Below are 25,958 nucleotides of genomic sequence, written 5' to 3'. Positions count from 1 at the left end.
TCAGAACTCCGCGCCGATCGACAGGCCGATGGTGAACGGCGAATCGGGGTTGTCGAGGCCGCGGGCGATGTCGAATTTCACCGGGCCCACCGGCGAGCGATAGCGCGCACCGATGCCAACGCCGGTATGCCAGTCCGGGGAGCGCCCGTCGAAGGCGTCGCCGCTGTCAACGAAGACCGCAGCGCCGATGGTCCGGGTGAAATAGTGCTCGAACTCGACGCTCGCCGTGACCACGCTACTGGCGCCGATCGCGAATGCGCGGTCCCCGTTGCGCGTGTAGATCCGCGGTCCCACCTCGCGCCAGTCGTAGCCGCGGATGCTGCGGTCGCCACCGGCGTAGAAGCGCAGGCTTGGCGGAATGGAGACCACCGTGTCGGTGAAGGTGTGGCCCAGTTCGCCGCGCAGGATCAGCCGGTTGGATTCGCCCATGCCGTGGAACCAGCTGACGCGGGTGTGGATCTGCGCGAATGTCGCGTCCGATGCGGCGCCATCGACGCCGCCGCGCAGCATCAGCGAACCACCGATGCCACGGGTCGGGAACAGGCGATCGTCGACGTCGATGTACTCGGCGCGCAGCGAGGGAAAGGCGAACGTGGCGTAGCGGTAGAGCGCGCCGTCGAAGTCCTCGTCCCCGTCGCCATTCACCGGATTGTCCGGATCCTCCTCGGGCGCGTAGGCCCAGCGCTCGCGCAGCACGTGCAGCGACGCGACCAGGTTCAGGAATTCGTTGTACTGGCCATTGCGGCTGGCGACGAACTCGACGCGGCGCGAATCGATGTAATCGGTCTGCTCGTCGGCGGCCTGCAGGCTGGCGGTGTACCAGCCGTCGCGCCAGGCGAACGCCGGCACGCGGTACTGCAGGGTGAGCGTCTTGCGATTCTGCGCATAGTCGATCTGCGCCAGCGCCTTGTGGCCGCGCATGTTGACGTAACGTCGCTCGACCCCGAGCCGGATGCCGGCGCCACTGTCGGTGCCGTAGCTGACGCCGGCGGTGTAGATGCTGCGCTTGGCCGGGGTCAAGGTGACCTTGATCGGCACTTCGCGGCGCTCGTTGGCCTGATCGACTTCCGGTTCGATGTCGATGTTGGAGAAGTAGTCCAGGCGCCCGAGCGACGAGCGCAACCGGTCGATGCGTCCCTGGTGGTAATAGCTGCCTTCCTCCCAGTACACCAGGCGCTCGAGCAGAGAATCGTTGACGACCTGCTCTGGTGTCTGCTCGAACGTGGTCGGGCCCATGTTGTAGCGGTCGCCACTGTTCCAGACGAGATCGATGTCGGCAGCGAAATCGGCGCGCGTGATCTCGACCCGGCGCGAGACGAACTCCGCATCGAAATAGCCACGCTCGGTCAGACGGCGGCTCAGCCGGTTTCGGCTGGCTTCGTATTCGGGGTGGTTGAAAACCGCGCCCACGCTGGGCACGAAGCGGGCGATGTCGCGCTCCAGGTAACGGTCCTGGCTACCCTGACCGAGGATCGCGATGTCGCTGTTGCGCACGCGCACCGGCTGGCCAGGATCCACCACCACGCGCACCGCGAGGGCGTCGCCTTCGCGATCGCGCTGGACGTCGATCGTCGGCGAGTAATAGCCGAACGGCTCAAGCGCCCTGCGGGTCTGCTTTTCGGCCTCGCGCAGCAGATACGCCATGCGGCGGCCCGAGACGTCCCTGCCGATCGCTTCGTACAGGCCGAGGGAGGCGCGGACGTTCTCGGTCATCTCCTCGTCGAGACCGACGATGTCGACGCGTTCCACGCGCGCGGCATTTGCCGCGACCGACGACAGCAGGAGGACGACGGCGGCAATACACGATTGGACGCGAGACATCGCGCGAGGATACCGGAGCGGCGTCAAGGCTCGATTAATGCGGCCGCCACCATGTACTGGCGGAACGCATCCCTGCGGGCGCGCGATCGGGCATTTCCGTTTCATGACAAACCCCCGCATGCGCCAACGGCGGCCCGGTGAGCGGGCGCCCGGGCCGTGCCGCTGTTGTCACCACTGCACGCGCGCGGATTGCCCGCGCGCCATGGCGCTCAGCTCGACAGGTGCTCGATCGCCGCCACGCTGCCGAGCCGCGCCGACAGCTGGGTCAGCAGCGCCAGCCGGTTACCGCGCAGGGCCGCATCGTCGGCGTTGACCATCACCCCGTCGAAGAACGCATCCACCTGCGGGCGCAGCCGCGCCAAGTGCGTCAGCACGGTCACGTAGTCGCCCTGTGCCAGCGCGTGCGCGGTTTCGGCGTGGACCGCCTCGATGGCCTCGGCGAGCGCGGATTCGGCGGGCTCACGCAGCAGGGCCGGAGCGACGGTGCGCGGCACGTCGATGTCGGCCTTGCGCAGGATGTTGCGGATGCGCTTGTCGGCCGCCGCCAGTGCCTCGGCTTCGGGCAGCGCCGCGAAGGTGCCGATCGCATCGAGGCGACGGTCGAGGTCGTACAGCGAGCCGGGCCGCATGGCGGCGACGGCGTTGAACTGCTGCACGGTCACGCCCTTGTCGGCGTAGTAGCCCTTGAGGCGATCGAGGATGAAGTCGTAGAGCTCGCCGGCATCGGCAAAGGCCGTCACGCCGTCCTTGCCGGCGGGCAGCGCGCCTACGCCTTCGACCGAGGCGCGGATCAGGGTGTGCAGGTCGAGGTCGAACCCGCTCTCGATCAACGTGCGTGCCAGCCCCAGGGCATTGCGCCGCAGCGCGAACGCATCCTTGTTGCCGGTCGGCTTGAGCCCGGCGGCGAATCCACCGGCAAGGGTATCGAGGCGCTCGGCGATCGCCAGCACCTTGCCCAGCGGGGACAGCGCGATGTCGTCGCCGGCAAAGCGCGGCTGCCAGGCTTCGTCGAGCGCGTTCGCCAGCGCGGCGCGATCGGTGTCGGGCAGGTCCGCCAGCGCCGGGTCCTGCAGCGCGTAGTAGCGTCCGGCGATGCCCTGAAGTTCCGGGAACTCGTTGACCATGCGCGACTGCAGATCCGCCTTCGACAGCAGCGCGGCCCGCTTCGCCAGCGCGGCATCGACGCCGACCTGCGGCGCGATCACCTCGGCCAGCGCGGCGACACGCGCAGTTTTGTCGGCGACGCTGCCGAGCCTGGCCTGATAGGTCACGGTCTTCAGGCCTTCGTTCATCGCCGACAGGCCCTGCTTGAGGTCCTCGTCGAAGAAGAACTTCGCATCGGCGAAGCGCGGACGGATCACCCGCTCGTAGCCCTTGGCCACCTCGATCGGATCCTTCGATTCGATGTTGGCGATGCCGATGAAGTGCTCGGTCAGCCGGCCGTCCTGCAGCACCGGGAAGAACTTCTGGTTCGCTTCCATCGTCGCGATCAGCGCTTCCTGCGGCACGGCAAGGAACTCGTGCTCGAACGTGCATGCCACCGCACTCGGCCATTCGACCAGGCAGTTCACCTGCTCGAGGTTGTCCGGCTCGATGCGTGCATCGCCACCGAGCGCGCGGGCAACGCCTTCGACCTCGCGGACGATCCCGGCGCGGCGCATGTCGGCGTCCACGAGCACCTTCGCGCTGCGCATCGCGTCGACGTAGTCGCCTGGCGCCGCGATCTCGACTGCGGTGTTGTGCATGAAGCGGTGGCCACGGCTGGTGCGGCCGCTGCGCACGCCGAACAGTTCCGCCTCGACGATCGCGTGGCCGTGCAGCATCACCAGCCAGTGCACCGGCCGCGCGAATGCGTAGCTGTGCGCGCCCCAGCGCATCGGCTTGGGGATCGGCATCGCGGCGATCGCCTCGCGCAGTACGTCGGGCAGCAGCGTCGCGGTGGCCGCGCCCGGCGTCACCGCGCGATGCACGAAACGCTCGCCCTTGGCGTCGGTGGTCTTCTCCAGCGCGGTCCAGTCGATGCCGGCTTTCGCCGCGAAACCCTGCAGCGCCCGGGTCGGATTGCCGTCGGCGTCGAGTGCGATGTTGAGATAGGGCCCGAGCACTTCCGAGCGTTGCTCGGGCTGCTCGCTGGCGACGCCCGGCAGCAGCACCGCCATGCGGCGCGGCGTGTACAGCGGCTTTGCGCCTTCGCTCATCACGGCGACGCCGCGCCTGTCGAGCGCCGCGATCACGCCGTCGAAGAAGGCCTGGGCCAGCCCGGGCAGCGCCTTGACCGGCAGTTCTTCGGTGCCGAGTTCGATCAGCAGTGGCTTCATGTCAGTCATCGCGACAACCTGGTTCTGTACTGGGGCCCGCGCCTGAGGCGTGGGCTAAAGGGAGGTGGACGCAGCGGATCGGCCGTCCTCCGTCCGCGCGCCGATGCGGCGTGGAATCAGCGGGCGCGGCTCATGCCGCATCCCCCCGCTTGAGCCCCGGGAATCCCAGCGCTTCGCGCTGCGCGAAATACGCCTTCGCCACCGCCTGCGCCAGCGTGCGCACGCGCAGGATGTAGCGCTGCCGCTCGGTCACGCTGATCGCGCGCCGCGCATCGAGCATGTTGAAACTGTGGCTGGCCTTCATGACCTGTTCGTAGGCGGGCAGCGGCAGGTTGAGCCCGACCAGCTTCATCGCTTCGGCTTCGCAGGCGTCGAAGCGGTGGAACAGTTCCTCGACGTTCGCATGCTCGAAGTTGTAGGTGCTCTGTTCGACCTCGTTCTGGTGATAGACGTCGCCGTAGGTCACCGGCGCGCCGTCCGGGCCGTGCGTCCAGACCAGGTCGTAGACGTTGTCGCAGTTCTGCAGATACATGCACAGCCGCTCGAGACCGTAGGTGATCTCGCCGAGCACCGGCTTGCACTCCAGGCCGCCGGCCTGCTGGAAATAGGTGAACTGGGTGACTTCCATGCCGTTGAGCCAGACCTCCCAGCCCAGGCCCCAGGCGCCGAGTGTCGGCGACTCCCAGTTGTCCTCCACCAGGCGCAGGTCGTGCACCTGCGGATCGATGCCCAGCGCCTTGAGCGAGTCGAAATACAGTTCGACGATGTTGTCCGGGCTCGGCTTCATCGCCACCTGGAACTGGTAGTAGCGCTGCAGGCGGTTGGGGTTGTCGCCGTAGCGGCCATCGGTCGGGCGGCGGCTCGGCTGCACGTAGGCGGCATTCCACGGCTCGGGGCCGAGGGCGCGCAGGAACGTGGCCGGATGGAAGGTGCCTGCACCGACTTCCAGGTCCAGCGGCTGGATCAGCACGCAGCCCTGCTTGGCCCAGTAGGCGTTGAGCGTGAGGATCAGCTCCTGGAACGTCGGTCCGGTCATCGGAAAGTCGCATCGCGGTGGCGCGCTAGTATAGCGGGCCGCATCCCGGCGCCCGCCCCGCCAAGCGTCCCCGGAGGACCCGGCTTGAACGAACCGCGCACCCCGCAGTCCTCATCCGGCCAGCGTCCGCCCGCGGTGTTCAGCCGGCGCCTGCCGCCGGGCCGCCTGGCTCTCGAGCCGGTGGTCTCCGCGCTTCTCGCCGATGGCATGCTCGCGCCCGTTGATGCGGAACGCGCACGCGTGGGTGGCCGCAACACACGCGCCCTCGACGCGGTGCACCCGCTGGTGGTGCTGGCGAACCTCAAGCTGCCCTCGGCGCGCCGCCCCGGCCAGGAGCTCGGTCTGGAAGCGTTGACCGAATGGCTGGCGCAGGCCACCGGTCACGTCTATCTGCGCATCGATCCGACCAGGATCGCCGTCGGCGACGTGACCGACCTGTTCTCGCACGCCTATGCCAGGCGTCACCGCATCCTGCCGGTCGACGTCACGCCCGACCGTGCCCGCATCGCGACGAGCGAGCCGCTCGCGCTGGACTGGCTGCCCGATATCCAGCGCCTGCTGCGGCGCGAGATCGACCTGGTGGTGGCCAACCCGCTGGACCTGCATCGCTACACGATGGAGTTCTTCGGCGTCACCCGGTCGATCCGCGGTGCCAAGGACGGTCGCGAGACCAGCAGCAGTGCGCCGACGTTCGAGCAGCTGGTCGAGCTCGGCCGTTCGGGCGACGTCAATGCCGACGACCACCACATCGTCCACATCGTCGACTGGCTGCTGCAATACGCCTACGAGCAGCGCGCATCCGACATCCATCTCGAACCGCGGCGCGACGTCGGCCGCGTGCGCTTCCGCATCGACGGCGTGCTGCACAAGGTGTTCGAGATGCCGCCGCCGGTGATGACCGCGGCGGTGAGTCGCATCAAGGTGCTGGGGCGCATGGATCTGGCCGAGCGCCGGCGCCCGCAGGACGGCCGCATCAAGACCCGCTCGCCCGGCGGCCGCGAGGTCGAGATGCGCCTGTCGACGATGCCCACCGCCTTCGGCGAGAAGGTGGTGATGCGCATCTTCGATCCGGATACCGCGTTCAAGCCGATCGAGAAGCTCGGCTTCGATGCAGGCGAGGCCGCAGCCTGGGAAGATCTGGTGCAGCGACCACACGGCATCGTGCTGGTCACCGGGCCCACGGGCTCGGGCAAGACCACGACGCTGTACTCGACGCTGAAGAAGCTCGCCTCCGACGACGTCAACGTCTGCACCGTCGAGGACCCGATCGAAATGGTCTCGACCGAGCTCAACCAGATGCAGGTGCACAACGCGATCGACCTGACCTTCGCCCAGGGCGTGCGCACGCTGCTGCGACAGGATCCCGACATCATCATGATCGGCGAGATCCGCGATCTCGACACCGCGCAGATGGCGGTGCAGGCCTCGCTGACCGGGCATCTGGTGCTCTCGACGCTGCACACCAACGACGCGCCCTCGGCGATCACCCGGTTGCTCGACCTGGGACTGCCGCATTACCTCATCGCATCCACGCTCAACGGCGTCCTCGCCCAGCGCCTGGTGCGCACGCTGTGCACCCACTGCAAGCAGCCCGCGGCGGTCGATCCGGAAGGCTGGCGCGCGCTGCTCGGCCCGGACAGTACCGTGCCGCCGCCGGCGACCGCATGTGGGCCGGTCGGCTGCCTGGAATGCCGCAACACCGGGTATTTCGGTCGCGTGGGCATCTACGAGCTGATGCCGGTGACGCCGTCGCTGCGCGCGAAGATCGTGCCGGACATGGCCTTGTCGGGCTTCAGCCGGACCGCGGTCGGTGAAGGCCTGCGAACCTTGCGCATGGCCGGGGCGGAGAAGATCGCGCAGGGTGTGACCACGGTGGAAGAGGTGATGGCGGTGCTGCCGCCTCGCGAATAGCTGCTCGCGTTTCTGCTTGCTTGCGGGCGCGGGCGCGGGCCCGGCCCCGCAGCGCCTCGGCGCTGCGCTCTTGAATCCGTCCTGCAGTGCGTGGAAGGGAACCGGGTCGGCTTGGCCTGCCGGAAGCCGTGGGCGTCGTGGATCGGCCCCTATGCAGCGCGACAGGAGCGTGCAACCGTCCCGATCCGCTACGCTGCGCCGTCTTTCCGCCTCCGGCTGCCCGTGATGTCGTCCAAGCGACCGTTCCTGATCATCGAAACCGGCCAGCCGCTGCCGTCGATGCGCCGCTACGGCGGGTTTCCGCACTGGATCCGCGTTGCCGCGGGCCTGCCGGAGCGCGAGGCGGTGGTGGTCGACGTCGAAAGCGGCGCTGAGCTGCCGGACGCCGGCGGCTTTGCCGGCGTCATCGTCACCGGCTCCGGGGCGATGGTCACCGACCGCGCCGAGTGGAGCGAACGCAGCGCCGCCTGGTTGCGCGACGCGGCGCACGCCGGCGCGCCGCTGTTTGGCATCTGCTATGGCCACCAGCTCCTCGCGCACGCGCTCGGCGGCGAGGTCGGCCCGAATCCGCGCGGCCGCGAGATGGGCACCTTCGAGATCGAAACCACGGCTGCGGCGGCCGACGATCCCCTGTTCGCCGGTGCCGGCCCGCGGTTTCTCGCCCAGACCTCGCATCTGCAGGGTGTGCTGCGCCTGCCGGAAGGGGCGACCCTGCTCGCGCGATCGTCGCTCGAACCGAACCATGCTTTCCGCTGGGGCGAGCGCGTCTGGGGGGTGCAGTTCCATCCCGAGTTCAGCGCGACCCACATGCGCGGCTATATCCGGGGGCGGAGCGGACCGCTCTACCAGGAAGGTCTCGATCCGGTGGCGCTGGTCGCCGGCGTGCGCGCGGCGCCCGAGGCGCGTGCGGTATTGCAGCGGTTCGTGCGGGTGGCGCGCACGTTCGTGCCTGATTGACGCAACTGCGTTGCGCCTGCGCGGGCGGGCAGCAACAGTCGGTGGGTTGCGCTGCTGCTGCATGGGTATCGCCGCACCCGAATGATCTGTCGCGCTGGCGTCGGAACGGACGCCAGCATGGCGGCTGGTTGCGCCTGAACGCCGCTGCATCCCACCGGCGGCCGCATCGCTTGCGATACGATGGCGCATTCGTGGCGCGGCCACATGACAGATCTGGAACACGGCGGAAATGACGACTCGGACGGTAGGGGCCGGCCACGGCTGGAAGTGGATCGTGCAGGGCGTCAACGTCGGCCGCGCCAACCCCCGGGCGGTATATGGCGCGACCGCGGTCGTCGCTCTTCTCGCGCTCGCGCCGAACGTGCTCCAGGCCGTGCTGCAGATCGCCTTCCGGCTCGAGCCGGAGACCCAGATCATGGTGATCGGCGCGACCTCGCTGGTGTCGATCATCCTCTATCCGCTGCTGATCGGCGGCGTGCTCCGGGTCATCGATGCGGTCGAGCACGGCCGACCGGCCGCGCCGGGCGATGTGTTCTCGACCTTCACCGGCGGGCAGGCCGGTCGTTTCATCGGGTTTGGCGTGCTGATGGGCGCGCTGTACATCGTGACGTTCTATGCGCTGGTCAGCGCCTTCGGCGAAGGCGTCCTGGACTGGTACATGGACGTGCTGTCGATCAGCCAGGAGATGAGCACGGAGTCTGCGCCGGCCTCGCCGCCGGAAATGCCGATGCCGCCGGCCGGCATCGGCCCGTTGATGGCATTGGGAATCTTCTTCGGGGTCTATTACGCGACCGTCTACGCGGTCGGCCTGGGTCAGGTCGCCCTTGGCGGCCGGCCGGTCATGCAGGCATTCACGGATGGTCTCGGCGGCGCACTGCGCAACGTGCTGCCGGTGATCGTTGCTGCGGCGATCGCCATGGCCGGTGGTTTCGCACTGATGCTGGCGTTCGCGATGGTGGTCACCATCATCACCGTCGTGTCGAGCCTGGTGCATCCGGCGCTGGCCGCGCTGCTGGTGCTGCCGCTTTATCTGGTGCTGCTGCTGGTGCTCTACATCGTGATGTTCGGCGCCATGTACGCGATCTGGCGGGATGTCTGCGGACCGCAGGATGCCGTGGACCGCACGGCTCCCGGCAACGACGGCGGCGCCGGCCACGACGGCAGCCGGATCGAACTGTGAGGATCCCGGCTCAGTAGCCGGGTATCGCACCGAACGCGAGCGAGACACGCTGGTCGAGGTAGCGCATCAGCAAGGCAAGTAGCAGGCAGCATGCGGCCGGCTGCAGGGCCAGCCACAGCCTCGCCGGCATGGGGATCGGCGCTGCACCGTCGCGGACCACGCGCGTCCCTGCGATCCGGTCATGCAGGGCCTGGTGGCGCGGTGCATGCGCCGCCATCAGGTGGCCGATGTTGAAGCTCAGCCAGGACAGCACCCCGGCCGCCTGGCGCAGGCAGGCACGGACGAGGCCCGGCGGTTGCGCGTCGTCATCGATCACCCACAGACCGACCGCGCGTTTTCCCGGCGTGGCCCGCCAGCGCGAGCCTTCGAACAGCCCGAACCACAGCAGCGAAACCAGGGCGAATACCGCCATGACCGGCAGGGTCAGGGCCGACACGGCAAGCGCCAGCGCGGTGACCGCATGGTGCAGCGCCGGATCGGCAAGCAGCGCCTGCAGCAGGGCCGCTGGTGAAGCACCCGAGTCGATCGTGCGCACCATGGCCGCGACCATCGCCTCGGCAAGCATGTCGATAGCCTCCGCGCTCGCGTCGAGCGCGACGGCGAGCTGGCGATGCAGCAGTGCGACGGCCACCAGAAGGATCACCGCCGCATCCAGCGACCATGCGGTATAGCGATGCAGCAGCGGCGCAGGCGCTGGCTGCCGGGGACTCATGGCTGGTCGCTGACCACGCCCGGCTTGGGTGTCAGGAGTCGGGCGGCGATGATCCCGGCCTCGTAGAGCAGGCACATCGGGATGGCGAGCATCAACTGGGAGACGACATCGGGCGGGGTGATGATGGCCGCCAGCACGAACACGCCGACCACTGCATACCCCCGCGCTTCGCGCAGCTGGTCGGTCGTCACCCAGCCCAGCAGCACGAGAATCACCAGCGCCACCGGCAGCTCGAAGCTCATGCCGAAGGCGAGGAAGATCACCAGCACGAAATTCAGGTAGGCGTTGATGTCGGTCATCATCGCCACGCCGTCCGGCGTCACCATCGTCAGGAAGGTGAACACCGACGGCAGCACGAAGAAGAATGCGAACGCGCAGCCGATGTAGAACAGCGCGACCGCTGAAGCCAGCAGCGGCAGCGCCAGACGCTTCTCGCGCTTGTACAGACCCGGGGCGACGAAGGCCCAGGCCTGATAGAGCAGCCACGGCATCGTCACCACCAGCGCAGTGAAGAACGCCAGCTTGAGCGGTGCGAAGAACGGCGAGGCCACTTCGATGGCGATCAGATGTGCGCCGGCCGGGAGCTTGTCGAGCAGCGGCTGGGCCAGCAGGCCGTAGAGCTTGTTGGCGAAGGGCAGCAGGCACAGCAGCACCGCTCCGGTGCCCGCCAGGCCGCGCATCAGGCGCATGCGCAGCTCGACCAGATGGTCGATCAGGCTGCCTTCGCCGGCGTCGTCTTCAGCGTGCAGCGCCACGGGCATCCTCCGCGTTGTCGGCAGGTGCGATGGGGGGGCGGGTCGGGTCGCCGGCGATCGCCTCGGGCGGGAGCGTCGGCCCGGTCACGGCCTCGGACTCGCGTGCATCGGGCGCCGTGTCGCCCGGCATGCGCCGCGCATCGGAGAGGAGATCCTCGGTGCCCTTGCGCAGCTCCGTCAGGCCGCTGCGGGCCTGTTCGCCGGCGTCACGCAGCTGGGTGCCCGCGTCCGCGATCGAACGCCGCGTGTCCTGCACGCTGCGCTTGAGTTCCTCGGCGGCGAGCTCACGTTCCAGCTCCGACTTCACCGAATACCACTGCGCCCGCCCCCGGCGTATCCACAATCCGGCGAAGCGGGCGGCCTTGGGCAGTCGTTCCGGTCCGAGCACGATCAGCGCGACCAATGCCACGATCAGCAACTCGCCGGTTCCGATTCCGAACACGACCCCTGTCTGCGTCAGCGGGGAACGTTGTCGTCGCGGCGCGCGCGCTCCGCCTGGTCGGCGGCGTCCTTGGTGCGGTCGTCGAGACGCTCGGGGGTGTCGTCGTCGTGCATGCCTTTCTTGAAGCCCTTCACCGCTTCGCCGAGATCACGCCCGGCGCCGCGCAGCCGCTTGGTGCCGAACACGAGCAGGACGACGACAAGGACGATGAGCCAATGCCAGATGCTGAAACTGCCCATGGCGGAATTCCGTAAAGCTGCGGGTGGTCTGGCAGGATAACGCACCGCGCCGGCGCCCTGCGCAGCGCGGGTCGCGGCGTTCAGTACTCGGGCAACGGCTCGACCGTGGCCGGCTGGTCGGCGACGTTCTGGAAGCCCTGCGTCGCAGGCGGGTTCTGCGCCTGCATCGGCGCGGTGGTCGTCGCGGGGACGTCGCGGACCACGGGCGCGGGCGCCACGCTGCGGTTGACCGGCACGCCGGTGCCGCCGCGTGCGACCCGCGCGGTCGCGCTGGCTTCTTCGAGCCGGTCACGGAAATCCACCACCGCATTCGACGGCGGCCGGCCCGGGCGGTTCTCCAGGATCGCGCGCGGCGTGGTGGTGCTGCCGTAGACGGCGATGTTGGCATCGTCGTCGATCTGCAGCACCGCGCCATCGAGGGCGACGCCGGCGAACAGGCCGCGCGCGCGCGACCACGACCAGATCTCCGCCTTGAGCTGGCCATCGGTCAGCGCCGCGGCATTGCGGCCCACCGGGCCGGCGGCCACGCCGGCATCCGCGCCGAGGGTGAACTTGCCGTTGACGATGGAGTCGAGGCTGCGCTGGTTGCGGAACACCAGCACGACGTCCGAGGACTGCACGCCCGCCTGGAAGCCGATGCTGCCGCCGGTGATCTTGACGAAGGCCGGGCTCGACCAGGTGCCGTCCGCGGTCTTGACCGACATCAGACCATGGCCTCGGCGGCCGCCGATGATCAGGCCGGCCTTGATGGTGTCGGGAATGACGACGATCGCATGGGCTTCGTCCAGCAGCTTGTCGGGAATGCCGGATTCGGGAATTGCCTGGATCTCGTTGAGCACGCGCACCGCGTTCTGTGCGCGCGCGTCCTCGGTCGGCCCGGCAAGCGCGGGACCGGCGATGAAGGCACCGGCGAGGACAGCGACCAGCACGGTGTGACGGAGGGAACGGGTCATGGGAACTCCGGTAAAGGGCGCGAATCGCACGGCGCAGGGCGCGCAGGCTGAACGGATTCAGGCTAGTGACGGAGCAATGAATCGCGCATGAGTTCTTCCCCCGGCAACCGGCGCTGCATTGCGCGGGTGCGCCTGCCATCCTATGCCCATGTCCGAATCTCCGAATCCGCAGGCGGCGCGCGACGCGGTCGTGCTCGTCAACCTCGGCACGCCCGACGCGCCAACCGCAAAGGCGGTGCGCCGCTACCTGGCCGAATTCCTGCATGACCACCGCGTGGTCGCACTGACCCGCTGGCTGTGGTGCCCGATCCTGCACTTCGTCATCCTGCCCTTCCGCTCACCGCGCGTGGCCAAGCTCTATGCGGGCGTGTGGATGGCCGACGGCTCGCCGCTCGCGGTGCATACCGCGCGCCTGGCGGACGCGGTGCGCAGGCAGATGCCCGAGGCGCAGGTGGTGCATGCGATGCGCTACGGCAAGCCGTCGCTGCGGCAGACGCTCGAGTCGCTCGATGCCGACGGCGTCGGACGGGTGATGGTGCTGCCGCTCTACCCGCAGTATTCGACCACGACGACTGCATCGGTCGGCGACGTCGTCGATCGGGTGTTCGGCAGTTCGGGCCGCGCGCGGATGCGCGCCGACTACCATCTCGATCCCGCCTGGATCGAGGCGGTCGCGGCATCGATCCGCGCGCACTGGGCGCAGCATGGACGCGGCGAGCGCCTGCTGTTTTCGTTCCACGGTATTCCCCAGCGCCTCTCGGACGCGGGCGATCCCTACGCCGCGCAATGCCGCGCGAGCTGCGATGCGATCGTGCGCGCGCTGGAGCTGCCCGAGGACGCGGCTATGCTGACCTTCCAGTCGCGCTTCGGCCGCGAACCCTGGCTGCAGCCCTATACCGACAAGACCCTCGAAGCGCTGGGCGCTGCGGGCGTGCGCGACGTCGACGTCGTCTGCCCGGGGTTCGCGGTGGACTGCCTGGAGACGCTGGAGGAGATCGCACTGCAGAACGCCGAGATCTTCCGCGCGCACGGAGGCCGGCACCTGCGTTACATCCCCTGTCTCAACGAGAGCCCCGCGCATGCGGCGGCGCTGGCGGCACTGGCGCGACGCGATCTGGCCGACTGGGCATGACGGCGGCCGGACCGGGCCAGCCATTCGAGGTCGAGATCGGCATCGGTACCGTGCGCGGCCTGCGCTTCGGCCGTGCCGGTGGCCGCCGGGTGCTCGCGCTGCATGGCTGGCTCGACAACGCCGCGAGCTTCGTGCCGCTGGCAGCGCATCTCGACGGGCTCGATCTCGTGGCCCCCGACCTGCCCGGCCACGGCCGCAGTGCGCATATGCCGGTCGGCACCGACTACACCTTCGTCGGCGCGGTCCACCAGGTGCTCGACATCGCCGATGCGCTGGGCTGGGAGCGTTTTGCGCTGCTCGGCCATTCGATGGGGGCGGGGATCGCCAGTCTCGTCGCCGCGGCCATACCCGAACGCATCGAGCGGCTGGTGGCGATCGAAGCACTCGGTGCGCTGCCCGAACCCGAGTCCGGCACCGTGCCGCGCCTGCGCGAAGCGGTGGCGGCGTCGCGCGGGCAGGGCACGCGTGCGCTGCGGGTGTTTCCCGATGTCGAGGCTCCGGTGCGCGCGCGCATGCGCGTCAACGGGCTCAGCGAGCCGGTCGCGCGCCTGCTGGTCGAGCGCGGCGTGCGCGCGGTCGACGGCGGGCTGGTCTGGTGCAGCGACCCGCGGCTGACCATTCCTACCGCCGTGCGGATGACGCCCGGCCAGGTCGATGCCTTGATCGCCGGCATCGAGTGCCCCGCGCGGGTGATCTACGCCGATCCGCCACAGCCCTACCTGCCCGAACCCGACCGCACGCGTCGCGCGGGACTGTTGCCCGACGGCGAACTGACGGTGATTTCCGGCGGCCATCACCTGCACATGGAGCAGCCCGCCGAGGTGGCCTCGGTGATCGGCGACTTCCTGCTGCGCTGAGCGATCCCGGTGTGGCGCACGGGAGTCGGCAATCTCTCTCTCTGCGGCGGCGCTGGCCGGGCGCGCCGTGGTCAGGCGCCTCACCTGCGATCGATGGTGTGAGTGCGATCGCTGGTGGTCCGCGGCCCCGGCGCCTCCGTGCAGACGCGGGTCAGGAGAGCAGGGCGTGCAGCTCGGCCTTGAGCCGTCGCCCGTGTTCGCGGAAGTAGTCGCGTTCGTCGCGCCAGCCCGGGCAGCGCGCCTCGACCTCGCGCCAGAAGTCACGCGAATGGTTGGCGTGAATCAGGTGGCAGAGTTCGTGGACCAGCACGTACTCGAAGGCCGATGGCGCTGCGAGCACCAGCGACAGGTCCAGGGTGAGCGTGCCATCGGGCGCCAGCGAACCCCACTGCGACGACATGATCTTGAGCCGGATGCGCGAAGGCGCGCGCGGGAGCCCGGACAGATAGGCCGGCAGCCAGCGGCCGATGTCGGCGCGCGCCCGGGCTTCGTAGAACTCGCGCAACGCGCGCTGCAGCGCGGCGGCGCCGGCGTGTTCGGGCGACACGAAGGTCAGCGCCCCGTCATCATCCATGCGCACATGGCTGAACCGTCCGCCCTCCCAGCGCAGCGGGCGCTGGTCGCCGTGCAATGGCAGATGCGCAGTGATCCCGCGCTGCAGCGGCAGCGTTGCGCCATGCGCGTCGATCTGCGCGGCCAGCCACCCACGGTGCTGCTGGAGGAACACGTCGCCGGACACGAGGCTCGCCCGCAGCGGCAGGGTCAGGCGCGTGCCACGCTCACTGATGCTGAGGCGAATGCGGCGCGCGCGCGGATCACGCACGCGCAGCACCTCGATCTCACGGCCGTCCTCGAGGGTCAGTCGCAGCGAGTCGCGCAGGATCGAAGCGGGCTTCGCGGAACGCGACAGCAGGCGTGACGGGGACGGCATGTGCGGATTGTATGCGCTGCCTGCGACGCCACCGTTGCGACGCCGCGCGCGGCGCGCGGGTTCAAGATGAGTGTGGTCGCAAGCGCGAACGTGGTCGATCGCCGGCCGTCGGCCGCCGACCATCGAGCCGCCGTCGGTCCCGCGCAGGACGTCGTGCTCCAGCGTGCGCGGGACCTGGCGGGGGCTATTCCGCCTTCGACAGCTTCAGCGCGCCCTCGAGCACCGTGAACAGGCGCTTGAACTCGCCACGCATCAGCGCGAAGCGGGCGTCGAGCTCGGCGCGCATGTCGTCGTTGTCGGTGTGCTCGAGGGTGTCGAGCGCGCCGTCGAGCAGCTTGAACTTGCGCACGATCAGATCCTCGCCGAGCACGAACGACACGTGGTCGTCGAGGTTGAGCGCGAGCTTGGTGACCTGCTTGCCGGCGTCGAGATGACGGGTGATCTCCTCGCACTGCAGGTCCTGGCGCTGGCAGCGCACGATCGCGCCTTGGTCCGACGGGTCCTTGAGCTCGCATTCCTCGCCGAGCGTCAGGCCGTCGGGCAGCGGCTCGCCGGCGATCCAGCCGGTCATCACGCCGCGCGGCGAGACTTCGGCATTGAGCGGCAGCGCGGGGAAGCTGCCCAGCGCGGTCCGGATCTCCGACACCACGTTCTCGGCGCTCTTGCGGCTGGAGGTGTTGACCACCACCACGCCGTGCTGGGTGTCGATCAGCGCATCGCTGCGGAGCGGCTTGACGAAGGCGCGCGGCATCAGCTCCTGCAGCAGGTCGTCCTTCATCTGCTTGCGCATCTTGCCGCCCGGCTTGCGGCCCTGCTTGTCCTCGAATTCCTCGATGCGCCGGGCCAGCAGTTCGTTGACCACCGGGCCGGGGAGGATCTTCTCCTCGCCGCCGACGGTCAGCCAGATCGCGTCCTCGATGCGGTGGGTCATCGCTTCGGCATCGCGGCTGATCGGCGAGATGAAGCCGCGCGAGGACATCTCCAGCGGACCGACCGGCTTGAGCGGGAATTCGGCCAGGCGTGCGTCGAGTTCGGACAGGTCGAGGTTGGTGGGAAAGCGGAACAGGGTCAGGTTGCGAAAGAACATCGGTGTGCGGCATCCAGTGGAAGGGGCGCGGCGCAGCGGTCGCTGCGGCCGTGGAACAAGCGGAAGAGGGTGGGCATGCCGGGGGCGCGCGCACCGTGGCGTTTCAGGACATCGCTGTCCCGGTGTCGTCGGTCGACCAGGCCTGCGCCTGCGGCCGCGGTGCGTCGGGCAGTGCGGCGTCAAGGGCGAGGAAATCGAACAGCTTCGGGTCGCTGAGCTGCGATGGCCGGATGTCGCCGAGCGCGCGCGCGATCGTCTCGATGCGCCCCGGCGACTCGCGCTCCCACGCGTCCATCATCCGCTGCACCTGCTTGCGCTGCAGGTTTTCCTGCGAGCCGCAGAGGTTGCAGGGAATGATCGGGAAGGCCATGGCGTCGGCGTAGGCGGCGATGTCGGCCTCGGCCGCATAGGCCAGCGGACGGATCACCACGTGCTTGCCATCGTCGCTGCGCAGCTTGGGCGGCATGCCGCTGAGCTTGGCGTGGAAGAACATGTTGAGGAAGAACGTGGCGACCAGATCGTCGCGGTGGTGACCGAGCGCGATCTTGGTGAAGCCGTGCTGCTCGGCGTAGCTGTACAGCGCGCCGCGGCGCAACCGCGAGCACAGCGAGCACATCGTCTTGCCCTCGGGAATGACCCGGCTGACCACCGAATAGGTGTCCTGCTCGATGATGTGGAAGTCCACGCCCAGCGACGACAGGTAGGCGGGGAGGATGTGCTCGGGAAAGTCCGGCTGCTTCTGGTCGAGGTTGACCGCGGTGATCGAGAACGACACCGGCGCCTTTTTCTGCAGCTGCAGCAGGATGTCGAGCAGGGTGTAGCTGTCCTTGCCGCCCGACAGGCACACCATGACCCGGTCGCCGTCCTCGATCATGCCGAAATCGGCAATCGCGCGGCCCACCTGGTGGCGCAGGCGCTTGCCCAGGCGCTGGGCGGCGGGCGGGGCCGGGCGCGGATCGCGCGCCCGAGATGTCGGGTCATGCAGGGGCAGGGGCAGGACGGTGCTCATGCCGAGCAGTTTACCGGGCGCTCCCCGTACCCGCGCCCCGCCACCTGTCGCGCGTGCCGGGGGTGCGCCAGCAGGGCCCCGCGTGCTGAACGGAGCGCCCCGGCCCACGTCCCTGGCAGCACCCGGCCGGGGATTGCCGAGGGGGCAGGGGCGCCTGGGGCAGGCGTCATGCAGTCAGCTCCCCGGGCGTGTAGCGCATTCGCACGGCGTTACCGGCGTGGACCCGCCCGGCGAGCCCTCTTTCCCCGATGGCGGCGCTGGCAGGGAACCGTCGCCCCGGTGCTTGCGCACAGCCGTTCAGCGTGGCGCCACGTAGCCGTCCCGTACGCCGCCCGGTGACAGGACCAGTTGCCACAGGTGGTTGCGGCGCGCGCGGAACGAGGCCATCGAGCCGGCCAGGTAGTAACGCCACATGCGCCGGAACCGCTCGTCGTAGCGCGCGGGCAGGGAATCCCACGCCGCCTCGATGTTGGCCCTCCAGGCTTGCAGCGTGCGGTCGTAGTCGGCCCCGAAGTTGTGCCAGTCCTCGATCACGAACAGTCCCTCGAGCGCGGCGGTCACCTGCGCCGCCGACGGCAGCATCGAGTTGGGAAAGATGTAACGCGCGATCCATGGATCGGTGCGGTTGACCGAGCGGCTCCCGCCGATGCTGTGGAGCAGGAACAGGCCCTCAGGGTCGAGGCAGCGCTGCGCGACCTCGAAGTAGGTCCGGTAGTTGCGGACGCCGACGTGCTCGAACATGCCGATGGACAGGATGCGGTCGTAGCGTTCATCGAGGGCGCGGTAGTCCTGCACGCGGATCTCCACCGGCAGGTCCGCGCACAGCTGTTCCGCCAGAGCGGCCTGCTCGCGCGATATGGTGATGCCGACGCCGACGACCCCGTAGCGTTCGGCCGCGAACTTCAGCGCTTCGCCCCAACCGCAACCGATGTCGAGCACCCGCATGCCCGGCTGCAGCCCGAGTTTGCGGCAGACGAGGTCGAGCTTGGCGTCCTGGGCGGCATCCAGGCTCTCGAGCGGCATGCCGCCGCGGTCGCGCCAGTAGCCGCAGCTGTAGACCATGCGTGCGCCCAGCATCGCCCGGTAGAGATCGTTGCCCAGGTCGTAGTGGCGCTCGCCGACTTCGAAACTGCGCGCGCGCGTCTGCAGGTTCGACAGTCGTGCGCGCAGCGCGTCGAAGATATCGGCGACGCCATGCGCGCGCTGGTCGATGCGCGCGTCGAGCAGGTGGTAGAGGAAGTCATCGAGCGAGCCGGTATTCCACCAGCCGTCCATGTACGACTCGCCAAGTGCAAGCGAGCCCCCCGCCAGCAGCCGCGTTGCCAGCCGCGGCGAATGGACCTGCAGGTCCCATGGACGATCGCCGTCGATACGCACGTCCGCCGGTCGCAGCAGCGACTGCAGGCGTGCACGGAATGGGTGATGTCGCACTGCCGCCATAGCCGCTGTGCCTCGCTGGTCCACGATCCGTCGGGAAAAAGCGCATTCCTGCGCCGCCACATCCACCGCACCCCGGCGCCGCATCGCGCCACCAGGCCCGGTGATCTTGCGCCTGCCCACCGGGTGCGTCCAGCGCCTGCTGCGGATGCGATAAGCTGCCGGCATGTCGCCCCAAATGCCCGACATGCCGAGTCCCGCGACGTTGCTGATGCGCCTGCGCGCCGAGCACCGGCAGCTCGACGAGGCGATCATTGACCTGCACGCCGGTCCTGCCCCGGAGGCGATGGCATTGCAGCGCATGAAGAAGCGCAAGCTGCAGCTCAAGGACTGCATTGCCCGGCTGGAGTCGGATCTGATTCCCGACGAGCCGGCCTGAAGCCCGTGCCGATGCGTACCGGGGCGAGGTCCGTCCGGTCGCGATATCGGCAGTTGCGCGACGACGTTGGCCTATTCGATATGCGCCGCTCCGTTGCCGAGGCGCTCCGGGGTAGAGCCATCTGGTGCGCGGCCGCCCGGACTGCCGGTCACGCTGCCGGGCTCGGGACCGGTGGAAAGCATTCCGGATCAACGCTCGTTCTGTCCCGGATGGCCAGCGGTGCAATCACCGAATTCCATTTCCATCAGCCGCTTGGAGCAGGCGCTGGCTGATTTTTGCTGCGTTGCAGGATGAGTGCGCAGCAGCCCCGTTGCTAGCGTCCCGCCACGTTCCGGGAGCCTGCCGCCGTATCGGCGGTCGAACTGGCACATGTCCGACCCAGGACTCCGTGGGCACGTCAGCTCGCGGATCGTCCTACCCGGTAGCGGCCGCCGCGGGCCCTGCGGGCTTGGCCGCCTCGGGGCTCACCTTCTCGATCGAGTGCCGCAATTCGCGGCCCAGAATCACCTTGGCGTCCTTGGCCCAGTGGGTCAGGCGCTCGTCGAACACCAGCTTGCTGTTGCCGTCGAGCCGGACCAGTCCGAGCTCGCGCAGCTTCTGGATGAAGCCGCGGAACAGGGACTTGTCGAAGAACTCCGGCGCGGCCGGCGCATAGAGCAGCGACAGGCGCTGTGCGGCGAGCTGGCACAGGCTCTCGAGTTCGCCGGCGCCGAGCGTGCCGGGGCCGTTCTTGGCGAGCACGGAAATGGCGATGTAGTAGCGCTCGAACGCCTGCTGCAGCGGGTGGCTCAGCGCGCGCAGGCGGAAGACTTCGTCGGTCTGGCCGGCATTGCGGGCGTAGACGCCGTCATCGTCGTCGCTGACGCGCTCGAGCAATCCTTCGCGCTCGAAGGTTTCCAGCGTCAGCGCAATGCGCTCGGCGAAGGTGTATTCGTCCCAGGGCAGGTACAGCTCCGCCTGCAGGAAGGGGTACATCGTCCGCCCCAGCCGCAGCAGCGTGTGCCGGCTCATGCGGCGGTTATGCAGGAAGCAGCAGGCGATCCACGCCGAGGCGGTGTAGAGATGCAGCACGTTGTTGCGGAAGTAGGTCAGCAGCACCGAGGTCTCGTCGTCGACGCGGAACACGTCGCCGAGCGGATGCGCGACGCGCTCGAGTACGCCGATCTCCTCGCCGTGCGCGACGATTTCCTTCGGGGTGTGCGGCGTGACCGTGACCCGGTCCGAATACGGCACATCGACCAGCAGCTGCTTCGACAGCGCGATCTGCGCGAGCAGGTCGGCCTCGCCCATCGCGTGCTTGGGGGTCGACAGCAGCGCGAGCGCGAGCAGGTTGATCGGATTGACGTCGGCGGCGCGGTTGATGTTGACGTGGATGCGTTCGGCCAGAACGTCGACCGTGTGGGCGAGCCATGCGGGCTTTTCGTCCTCGGGTATCGGCCGGCCGTCCCATGCGGGCGCGAGCTCGGCCAGCACCGCATTGAGCTGGATGGGCTCGCCGAAGTTCACCACCACCTGGCCGTAATTGCTGCGCAGGACCTTGGGGATGCTCCACAGCAGCTGCCAGATCGATTCCTTCTTCTTGGCCTTGCCCGACAGCTCGTCGAGATAGCTGCTGCCTTCCATCAGCTTCTCGTAGCCGATGTACACCGGCTGGAACAGGACCGGCTTGCGCGGTTCGCGCAGATAGGCGCGCAGCGTCATCACCAGCGCCCCGCCCTTGGGTGGCAGCAGGCGGCCGGTGCGTGAGCGCCCGCCCTCGATGAAGTACTCGATCGAGTAGCCGCCACCCACCAGCTGCGCCATGTATTCGGAGAACACCGCCGAATACAGCGCATTGCCGCGGAAGCTGCGGCGGGCGAAGAACGCGCCGCCCTTGCGCAGCAGGGTGCCGATCACGGGCAGGTTGAGGTTGACGCCGGCAAAGATGTGCGGCGGCACGATGCCGCGGCCGTACAACAGGTACGACAGCAGCAGGTAGTCCATGTGGCTGCGGTGGCTGGGCACGTAGATGATCTCGTGCCCGGGCGCGGCCTCCTTGAAGCGGTCCAGGTGGTGGACCAGCACGCCGCGGAAGATGCGGTTCCAGACCGTCGTCAGCAGGAAGCTCGCCGAACGCACCAGCGGATGGGAATAGTCCGCTGCGATCTCGTAGGCGTAGGCGTGCGCCTTCTTCCAGGCATCCTCGGGCTTGCTGTTGTCGCGCCGCGCCTGGTCGGCGATGGCGTCCTTGACCGACGGCGAGGAGAGCACCTTGTCGACCAGCAGGCGGCGGGTGGAGAGATCCGGCCCGATGATCGCCTCGCGCACCCGGTTGAAATGGGTGCGCAGCACGCGCGAGAGCTTGCGCACGGTGCGCTCGGCATCAAGGCCCTCGGCCAGCAGCGGGCGCACGTCGACCGGATCGGCGAAACGCACCAGCGTGTCGCGGCCGTTGAGCAGGATGGCCAGCAGGCGTCGGAAGCGTCCGACGATGGTCCAGTTCTCGGAGAACAGCACCGCGAACCAGCCGTTGTTCTTGTCCGGCGAGCGGCCGACGAAGATCGAGACCGGCACCACCTGGACATCCATCGCCGGGTCGCGGCGGTGCGCTTCGAGCAGGCGCGCCAATGATTCGGAGTGGGTGGATTTCGACTGCGGCTGGCCGGTGGCCATCGCCAGCGCGCCGCCGGCGTTGCGCCGCGACAGGGCCACATAGGCGCGTTTGCGGCCCAGGGGATCGCCCGGGAGGGGCTGCAGCGGCGACGGCAGTCCGGATTCGCGGCAGGCACGCTCCAGGATCAGCGCATTCGACAGGCCGTAGTCCTCGAGCACATAACAGATGGGCCGGTGATCGACGAGGGCATCAGGCGCTTGCGGCTCCACCTTCAGCGAGATCCACGGCTGCATGATCCGCTCGAGCAGCCCGGCCCACCACAGGCGCCGGGCCGCGCGGCGTGGCGGGGCCAGCGGCACCGGCGGCGCGGGTGGAGTGACGCCCACGGTGCGCGACCCGTCCGCCGCGTCCACGTCGGCGCTGGCCGGGTCCGCGGCCTCGACCGTGTCCGGGCCGCCGGAGCCGGCTGCCCGGGATCCGGGCACGGCATCGGCGTCCGCCGGTCGTGGTTCGGGGCGCCGGTCGGCGTCGCCGCCCGGGAACTGGAGATGGGGTTGGTCAGGCATCGTCGGCATTATGCCCGTGTGGCGGGGCGGGGCCCTGGCGCGGCGCCCCGGCTCAGGGGATGGACGAGGCCGCGGCCAGCGGGCCTGCGGCCTCGCGCGCATGGCGCAGGAAGTCGCTGATGAACCAGCGGCCGCCGTGGCGTTCGACGTTGATCACCGCGTCCACCGGCCGGCCGGCAAGCAGATAGCGCATGCGCACCCGGGCGACGTCCCCGCTCTGGCTTTCGAGGGTGGCCTCCACACTGTCGAAGGTCTGGTCGAGGTCGAGGCCGTACGCAGCGAGACTCTGCTTGCCGGCCCGCATCAGCGGTCCGAGCCGGGCCAGACCGTCCTGCATGCCGGCCGCGCCAAGCGTCGCATCGCTGTCGATTGCGCCTTCGCGGGCCGCCGCCACCAGCGCTACGACCGTCTCCCGCGCGAGGTCTCCATCCGCCAGCGGTGCCGAGCCGGCCCAGTCGCTCGCGGCGGCGACCAGCTGGGTGTAGTGGGCCCGCTCGTCTTCGCTGAAGTCGCCGCTCTGCTCGAGGTACTGGATCGCGAATGCACCCAGCGCGATCGCGGCCGAGTGCAACTCGCGCGAGGCGCCGGCGAACTGCCGATTGAAGCTCTGCATCAGCGCGTGCTCGGCCTGCGGCGCGCTGAGCGCCTGCAGAAATGCCGGCAGCTGCGCCGACAGCGGCAATTCGCTGATCGGCCAGCGCGTCCGGCCTTCGCGCCATGCCTGGTCCAGACGCGGCACGAGGTCGGGCGTCACCGCATCGTGCGCGAACGCGGCCAGATCGTTGCTGCGCAGATGCCCGGTGAGCAGGGTGACTGCTTCCACGGGCGTCGCGCCGCCGTGGGTGACCGCCTCCTCGGTCTCGGACTCCCGCGCGCAGCCCGCCAGCCACAGCGCCAGGGGCAGCAGCAGGGCAGCGGTGCGGGTATGCCGTCGCCGATGGCGCGGCGCGGGGGCGGTCAGGGACATGGGGGGGTCCTGCGGGAGGCCGGGACACGCATCTTGCTGGCCGGCTGATTGCCGGACAAGCATGCGCCTCACAGGTCGCGAAGCACCCACCCGTGCGGGGCGTCGGCGGCACGCGCATCGAGCGCGGCCTGGGCGATCTCGTCCGGGCTGCGACCCGCCTTCCAGGCCGAGGCGATGGCTGCGAGCCGCTCGCGGGTTGCCCGGGTGTAGGCGCCCTCCAGCTCGTTCTGCGCGTCCACGGCCAGCTTCTGGGGATACAGCGTGCGCGCGTCCTCGGACTGGTTGAGCAGCGCGATCATCCGCGACAGGCTGGTCCGGAAGGTCTCGGCCGACAGCGCCGTGCGCTGGGTGCGCTGCAGGTGCCACACCGTCAGGTATTCCACCGGGCCGAGCAGGCGGCGCGGGGTGCCACCGAAGAACTGACCGGAGAGCGCGCTCGCCGACAGCGGCGCGCCACTATCGGGCAGCTGGGTCGCGCCCCAGGAACTCAGCGCGCCGCCTGGCAGGTCCATGCGACGCAGCGCAGTGCCGATGGTGTCGGCGAGCAGGCGCTGGGCGCGCGCGTCGTCGCTCTCGGCGACCACGCCGAGCAGGCGCAGGAACACCGGGTAGCGGTCCTCCCCCAACCGCCGCACCAGGCGCTTGAGTACCGCCAGGCGGTATTCGGGATCGGCGTGCGCTGCGAGCGTCGACACCATGCGGTCGGCTGCGTCGCGGAGAGACTGCGCGGAAGGAACGGCGTTCATCGGCGGGAGACCGGGATCCGGTACGGCGGGAGCCGGACTCTACCCCAGCTGCTCAACCGGTCACTCAGGCGAGTGCGTCGAGGATGGCGTCGGTGCCCTGATCGACGGCCTGGGCCAGGTCGATCGCGGACAGGCGGGCCTCGAAGGCGACGTCGCCTGAAAGCAGGCGATCGCCGGCGGCAACGCCGTCCCACGCCGCCAGATTGAGGATGTCTTCGCCGGGATCAGCCTGTGGACCACGCAGCGGATCGGCATGTCCCTCGGCCGCCGGGAGCCCTCCGCCCTGCGGCGCGCGCAGGTCGTCGAGCCCGACATGTCCACCCAGCCGGTCGAAGCTGGCGGCATTGAAGCTCGCGTCGGAGGGGATGCTGCTCATGGGCTGGGATGGGCCTGGGTTGCCGATGGCCGCTTGTGCGGCGATGGCGGGACTGTAGCGTCGGTGCAATGCAAGGGCTATCTCGGGCTGCCCCTAGGTCGGCCCCCGGGTCGCCGCAACCGGGGCGCGGCGGCTGAACGCCGGTTGGCCGGCGGGCACGGACCGGCGGTGTCGGTCAGCTCAACTGGCCTCGCCACGCCTGCATGCTAGCCTCGTTGTCCCGACGCGGCGAGGCCGCGTGTGCGATGCACCGGAGCGCGGATGGCCGAGGAAAACGAAGGCGCCGACAAAACCGAGAAGCCGACCAGCAAGAAGCTCAAGGACGCGCGCAAGGACGGCAATGTCGCCAAGAGCCGGGAGCTGACGAGCACCGTCCTCATCATGGGCTGGCTGGCTGGCGGCTGGATGCTGATGGGCTACATGTTCCGGCGCGTCAGCGGCCTGTTCGAATCGGCACTGCTGGTGATGAACCAGCCCTTCGATCTTGCCTTGCAGACGATCGTGCCGCTCGCGGCGCAGACATTCCTGGCGATGACCCTGCCGCTGCTGCTGCTGGCGGTGCTGCTGGCGCTGCTGGTGGAATTCCTGCAGGTGGGGCCGGTGGCGACGATGAAGAAGGTCACGCCGGACCTGTCGAAGATGAATCCGGTCAGCGGCCTCAAGAAGATGTTCTCGATGGACAACCTCGTCGAGCTGGTCAAGAGCGTGCTCAAGAGCGCGGCGCTGATCACCATCGGCGGCTTCGTGCTGTGGGGCATGTTGCCCAGCCTGCTGCATCTGCCCTTCGCGCGGCCGGCGGCGATCGGCAGCGCGATCTGGCATGCGCTCAAGTGGATCGGCATCTGGACGATCTTCGTCTTCTTCTTCGTCTCCGCACTCGATGCCTCCTACCAGAAGTTCTCCTACATCAAGAAGCTGCGCATGAGCCGGCGCGACATCAAGCAGGAGGTCAAGGAGAACGAAGGCGACCCCTACGTGAAGCAGCGGCGCAAGCAGTTGCACCAGGAGTGGTCGCAGCAGAACATGCTCAACGCCGTCCGCGGATCGAATGTCGTCGTGACCAATCCCACCCACATCGCGGTTGCCCTGCAGTACGAACAGGGTGACGACCTGCCATTGGTGGTGGCCAAGGGCGAGGGTCATGTCGCCGAAGAGATCAAGCGCGTCGCCCAGGAAGCCGGCGTCCCGATCCTCGAGAACGTCCCGCTCGCGCGTGGGCTCAATGCGCGCGTGGAGATCGACGACTACATCAGCGACGACTTCTTCGAGGCCGTCGCGCAGGTGCTGTTCTGGGCCGAGGGCGTGCGCATCGGCGAGCATCGGCCCGAACCACCGCCGTTCGATCCGCCGCCGGCGATGCGAGAGGAGATCGGACTGGCCGATCCCGACACCCCGGCGCCTCCGTTGGCGGAGGATCCAGGGGTGATCGAACGGTTGGAAGATCCGCGGGATCCGATGCGGTAGGAGTTGTGCCGCGCGTGCGTCCTCGATGAGAGGTTTTGCATGACGTGCTGTGCCTCTGCAGTTTGCTCGGCTTGAGCGGCGCCTGGGCTT

The 25,958-nt window shown here is 69.0% G+C and carries 23 protein-coding genes; 7 read left to right on the top strand and 16 right to left on the bottom strand.

All coding sequences use genetic code 11. The features are described 5' to 3' along the window. The 3 genes from CNR27_RS01850 to glyQ form a co-directional block, all read right to left on the bottom strand. Positions 1–1,821 (bottom strand): autotransporter assembly complex protein TamA, encoded by a 1,821-nt coding sequence (locus CNR27_RS01850; protein ID WP_096296673.1) that lies wholly within the window; start codon positions 1,819–1,821, stop codon positions 1–3. 209 nt (positions 1,822–2,030) lie between these two features. Next, entirely contained in the window at positions 2,031–4,148 is a 2,118-nt protein-coding gene (gene glyS, locus CNR27_RS01845; RefSeq protein WP_096296672.1) for a glycine--tRNA ligase subunit beta, read from the bottom strand. Between the two features lie 121 nt (positions 4,149–4,269). Further along, positions 4,270–5,175: a glycine--tRNA ligase subunit alpha gene (gene glyQ / locus CNR27_RS01840; RefSeq protein WP_096296671.1), complete on the bottom strand. Its 906-nt coding sequence runs from the start codon at positions 5,173–5,175 to the stop codon at positions 4,270–4,272. Between the two features lie 135 nt (positions 5,176–5,310). Here glyQ and CNR27_RS01835 point away from each other — a divergent pair, with 135 nt between their 5' ends. The 3 genes from CNR27_RS01835 (at position 5,311) to CNR27_RS01825 (ending at position 9,223) form a co-directional block, all read left to right on the top strand. Continuing rightward, positions 5,311–7,086 carry a GspE/PulE family protein gene (locus CNR27_RS01835; protein ID WP_483869219.1) on the top strand — a complete coding sequence of 592 codons (1,776 nt, stop codon included), beginning with the start codon at positions 5,311–5,313 and terminating at the stop codon, positions 7,084–7,086. 225 nt (positions 7,087–7,311) lie between these two features. Beyond that, complete coding sequence (locus CNR27_RS01830; protein ID WP_096300167.1) at positions 7,312–8,043, top strand: glutamine amidotransferase; 732 nt, start codon at positions 7,312–7,314, stop codon at positions 8,041–8,043. A 229-nt stretch (positions 8,044–8,272) separates the two neighbouring features. Then, positions 8,273–9,223 (top strand): hypothetical protein, encoded by a 951-nt coding sequence (locus tag CNR27_RS01825; RefSeq protein ID WP_096296670.1) that lies wholly within the window; start codon positions 8,273–8,275, stop codon positions 9,221–9,223. A gap of 10 nt (positions 9,224–9,233) precedes the next feature. Here CNR27_RS01825 and CNR27_RS01820 read toward each other — a convergent pair whose 3' ends face one another. The 5 genes from CNR27_RS01820 to CNR27_RS01800 all read right to left on the bottom strand — a co-directional run bounded on the left by CNR27_RS01820 (position 9,234) and on the right by CNR27_RS01800 (position 12,324). After that, positions 9,234–9,935: an RDD family protein gene (locus CNR27_RS01820; protein ID WP_096296669.1), complete on the bottom strand. Its 702-nt coding sequence runs from the start codon at positions 9,933–9,935 to the stop codon at positions 9,234–9,236. Continuing rightward, positions 9,932–10,684, bottom strand: a complete 753-nt coding sequence (gene tatC, locus CNR27_RS01815) for a twin-arginine translocase subunit TatC (RefSeq protein ID WP_096300165.1) — start codon at positions 10,682–10,684, stop codon at positions 9,932–9,934. Before tatC ends, CNR27_RS01820 begins: the two co-directional genes overlap by 4 nt. After that, entirely contained in the window at positions 10,674–11,132 is a 459-nt protein-coding gene (tatB, locus tag CNR27_RS01810; protein ID WP_096296668.1) for a Sec-independent protein translocase protein TatB, read from the bottom strand. The genes tatC and tatB overlap by 11 nt, the downstream gene beginning before the upstream one ends. Positions 11,133–11,146: 14 nt before the next feature. Beyond that, entirely contained in the window at positions 11,147–11,371 is a 225-nt protein-coding gene (gene tatA / locus CNR27_RS01805; protein ID WP_096296667.1) for a Sec-independent protein translocase subunit TatA, read from the bottom strand. 80 nt (positions 11,372–11,451) lie between these two features. Beyond that, positions 11,452–12,324 carry a lipid-binding SYLF domain-containing protein gene (locus CNR27_RS01800; protein WP_096296666.1) on the bottom strand — a complete coding sequence of 291 codons (873 nt, stop codon included), beginning with the start codon at positions 12,322–12,324 and terminating at the stop codon, positions 11,452–11,454. Between the two features lie 148 nt (positions 12,325–12,472). On the opposite strand from CNR27_RS01800, the gene hemH reads away from it, so the two are divergent. Together hemH and CNR27_RS01790 are read left to right on the top strand one after the other, a co-directional pair. Then, the gene (gene hemH / locus CNR27_RS01795) at positions 12,473–13,456 is read left to right on the top strand and encodes a ferrochelatase (RefSeq protein ID WP_096296665.1); all 984 of its coding nucleotides are present in this window, start codon (positions 12,473–12,475) and stop codon (positions 13,454–13,456) included. After that, positions 13,453–14,313 carry an alpha/beta fold hydrolase gene (locus CNR27_RS01790; RefSeq protein ID WP_096296664.1) on the top strand — a complete coding sequence of 287 codons (861 nt, stop codon included), beginning with the start codon at positions 13,453–13,455 and terminating at the stop codon, positions 14,311–14,313. Before hemH ends, CNR27_RS01790 begins: the two co-directional genes overlap by 4 nt. A 151-nt stretch (positions 14,314–14,464) precedes the next feature. On the opposite strand, the gene CNR27_RS01785 is transcribed toward CNR27_RS01790, so the two are convergent. The 4 genes from CNR27_RS01785 to cfa form a co-directional block, all read right to left on the bottom strand. After that, positions 14,465–15,244, bottom strand: coding sequence for a M48 family metallopeptidase (locus CNR27_RS01785; protein WP_096296663.1), 780 nt, complete (start codon positions 15,242–15,244; stop codon positions 14,465–14,467). A gap of 184 nt (positions 15,245–15,428) precedes the next feature. Continuing rightward, the gene (locus CNR27_RS01780; protein WP_096296662.1) at positions 15,429–16,331 is read right to left on the bottom strand and encodes a recombination-associated protein RdgC; all 903 of its coding nucleotides are present in this window, start codon (positions 16,329–16,331) and stop codon (positions 15,429–15,431) included. A gap of 103 nt (positions 16,332–16,434) precedes the next feature. Beyond that, a complete protein-coding gene (ttcA, locus tag CNR27_RS01775) occupies positions 16,435–17,340 on the bottom strand; it encodes a tRNA 2-thiocytidine(32) synthetase TtcA (RefSeq protein ID WP_096296661.1) in 906 nt (301 codons plus the stop codon). Between the two features lie 297 nt (positions 17,341–17,637). Further along, a complete protein-coding gene (gene cfa, locus CNR27_RS01770; RefSeq protein ID WP_096296660.1) occupies positions 17,638–18,780 on the bottom strand; it encodes a cyclopropane fatty acyl phospholipid synthase in 1,143 nt (380 codons plus the stop codon). Positions 18,781–18,943: 163 nt separating this feature from the next. Between cfa and CNR27_RS01765 the strand changes: the two genes are divergently transcribed. Beyond that, entirely contained in the window at positions 18,944–19,156 is a 213-nt protein-coding gene (locus CNR27_RS01765) for a YdcH family protein (RefSeq protein ID WP_233580263.1), read from the top strand. Between the two features lie 414 nt (positions 19,157–19,570). Here the strand turns inward: CNR27_RS01765 and plsB are convergent, their stop codons facing one another. The 4 genes from plsB to CNR27_RS01745 all read right to left on the bottom strand — a co-directional run bounded on the left by plsB (position 19,571) and on the right by CNR27_RS01745 (position 24,404). Beyond that, positions 19,571–22,324: a glycerol-3-phosphate 1-O-acyltransferase PlsB gene (gene plsB / locus CNR27_RS01760; RefSeq protein WP_096296658.1), complete on the bottom strand. Its 2,754-nt coding sequence runs from the start codon at positions 22,322–22,324 to the stop codon at positions 19,571–19,573. Between the two features lie 43 nt (positions 22,325–22,367). Further along, positions 22,368–23,282, bottom strand: coding sequence for a hypothetical protein (locus tag CNR27_RS01755; RefSeq protein ID WP_096296657.1), 915 nt, complete (start codon positions 23,280–23,282; stop codon positions 22,368–22,370). A gap of 68 nt (positions 23,283–23,350) precedes the next feature. Continuing rightward, the gene (locus CNR27_RS01750) at positions 23,351–24,028 is read right to left on the bottom strand and encodes a hypothetical protein (protein ID WP_096296656.1); all 678 of its coding nucleotides are present in this window, start codon (positions 24,026–24,028) and stop codon (positions 23,351–23,353) included. Positions 24,029–24,092: 64 nt separating this feature from the next. Further along, positions 24,093–24,404, bottom strand: a complete 312-nt coding sequence (locus CNR27_RS01745; RefSeq protein WP_096296655.1) for a hypothetical protein — start codon at positions 24,402–24,404, stop codon at positions 24,093–24,095. Between the two features lie 261 nt (positions 24,405–24,665). Here CNR27_RS01745 and sctU point away from each other — a divergent pair, with 261 nt between their 5' ends. Beyond that, a complete protein-coding gene (sctU, locus tag CNR27_RS01740) occupies positions 24,666–25,868 on the top strand; it encodes a type III secretion system export apparatus subunit SctU (protein WP_096296654.1) in 1,203 nt (400 codons plus the stop codon). The last annotated feature ends 90 nt before the right edge of the window (positions 25,869–25,958 follow it).

Origin of the sequence: Luteimonas chenhongjianii, from assembly GCF_002327105.1 — a bacterium.
Lineage (GTDB): Bacteria > Pseudomonadota > Gammaproteobacteria > Xanthomonadales > Xanthomonadaceae > Luteimonas > Luteimonas chenhongjianii.
Note: the sequence above shows the minus strand (reverse complement) of the source record. Positions and strands in the feature narration are given on the sequence as shown.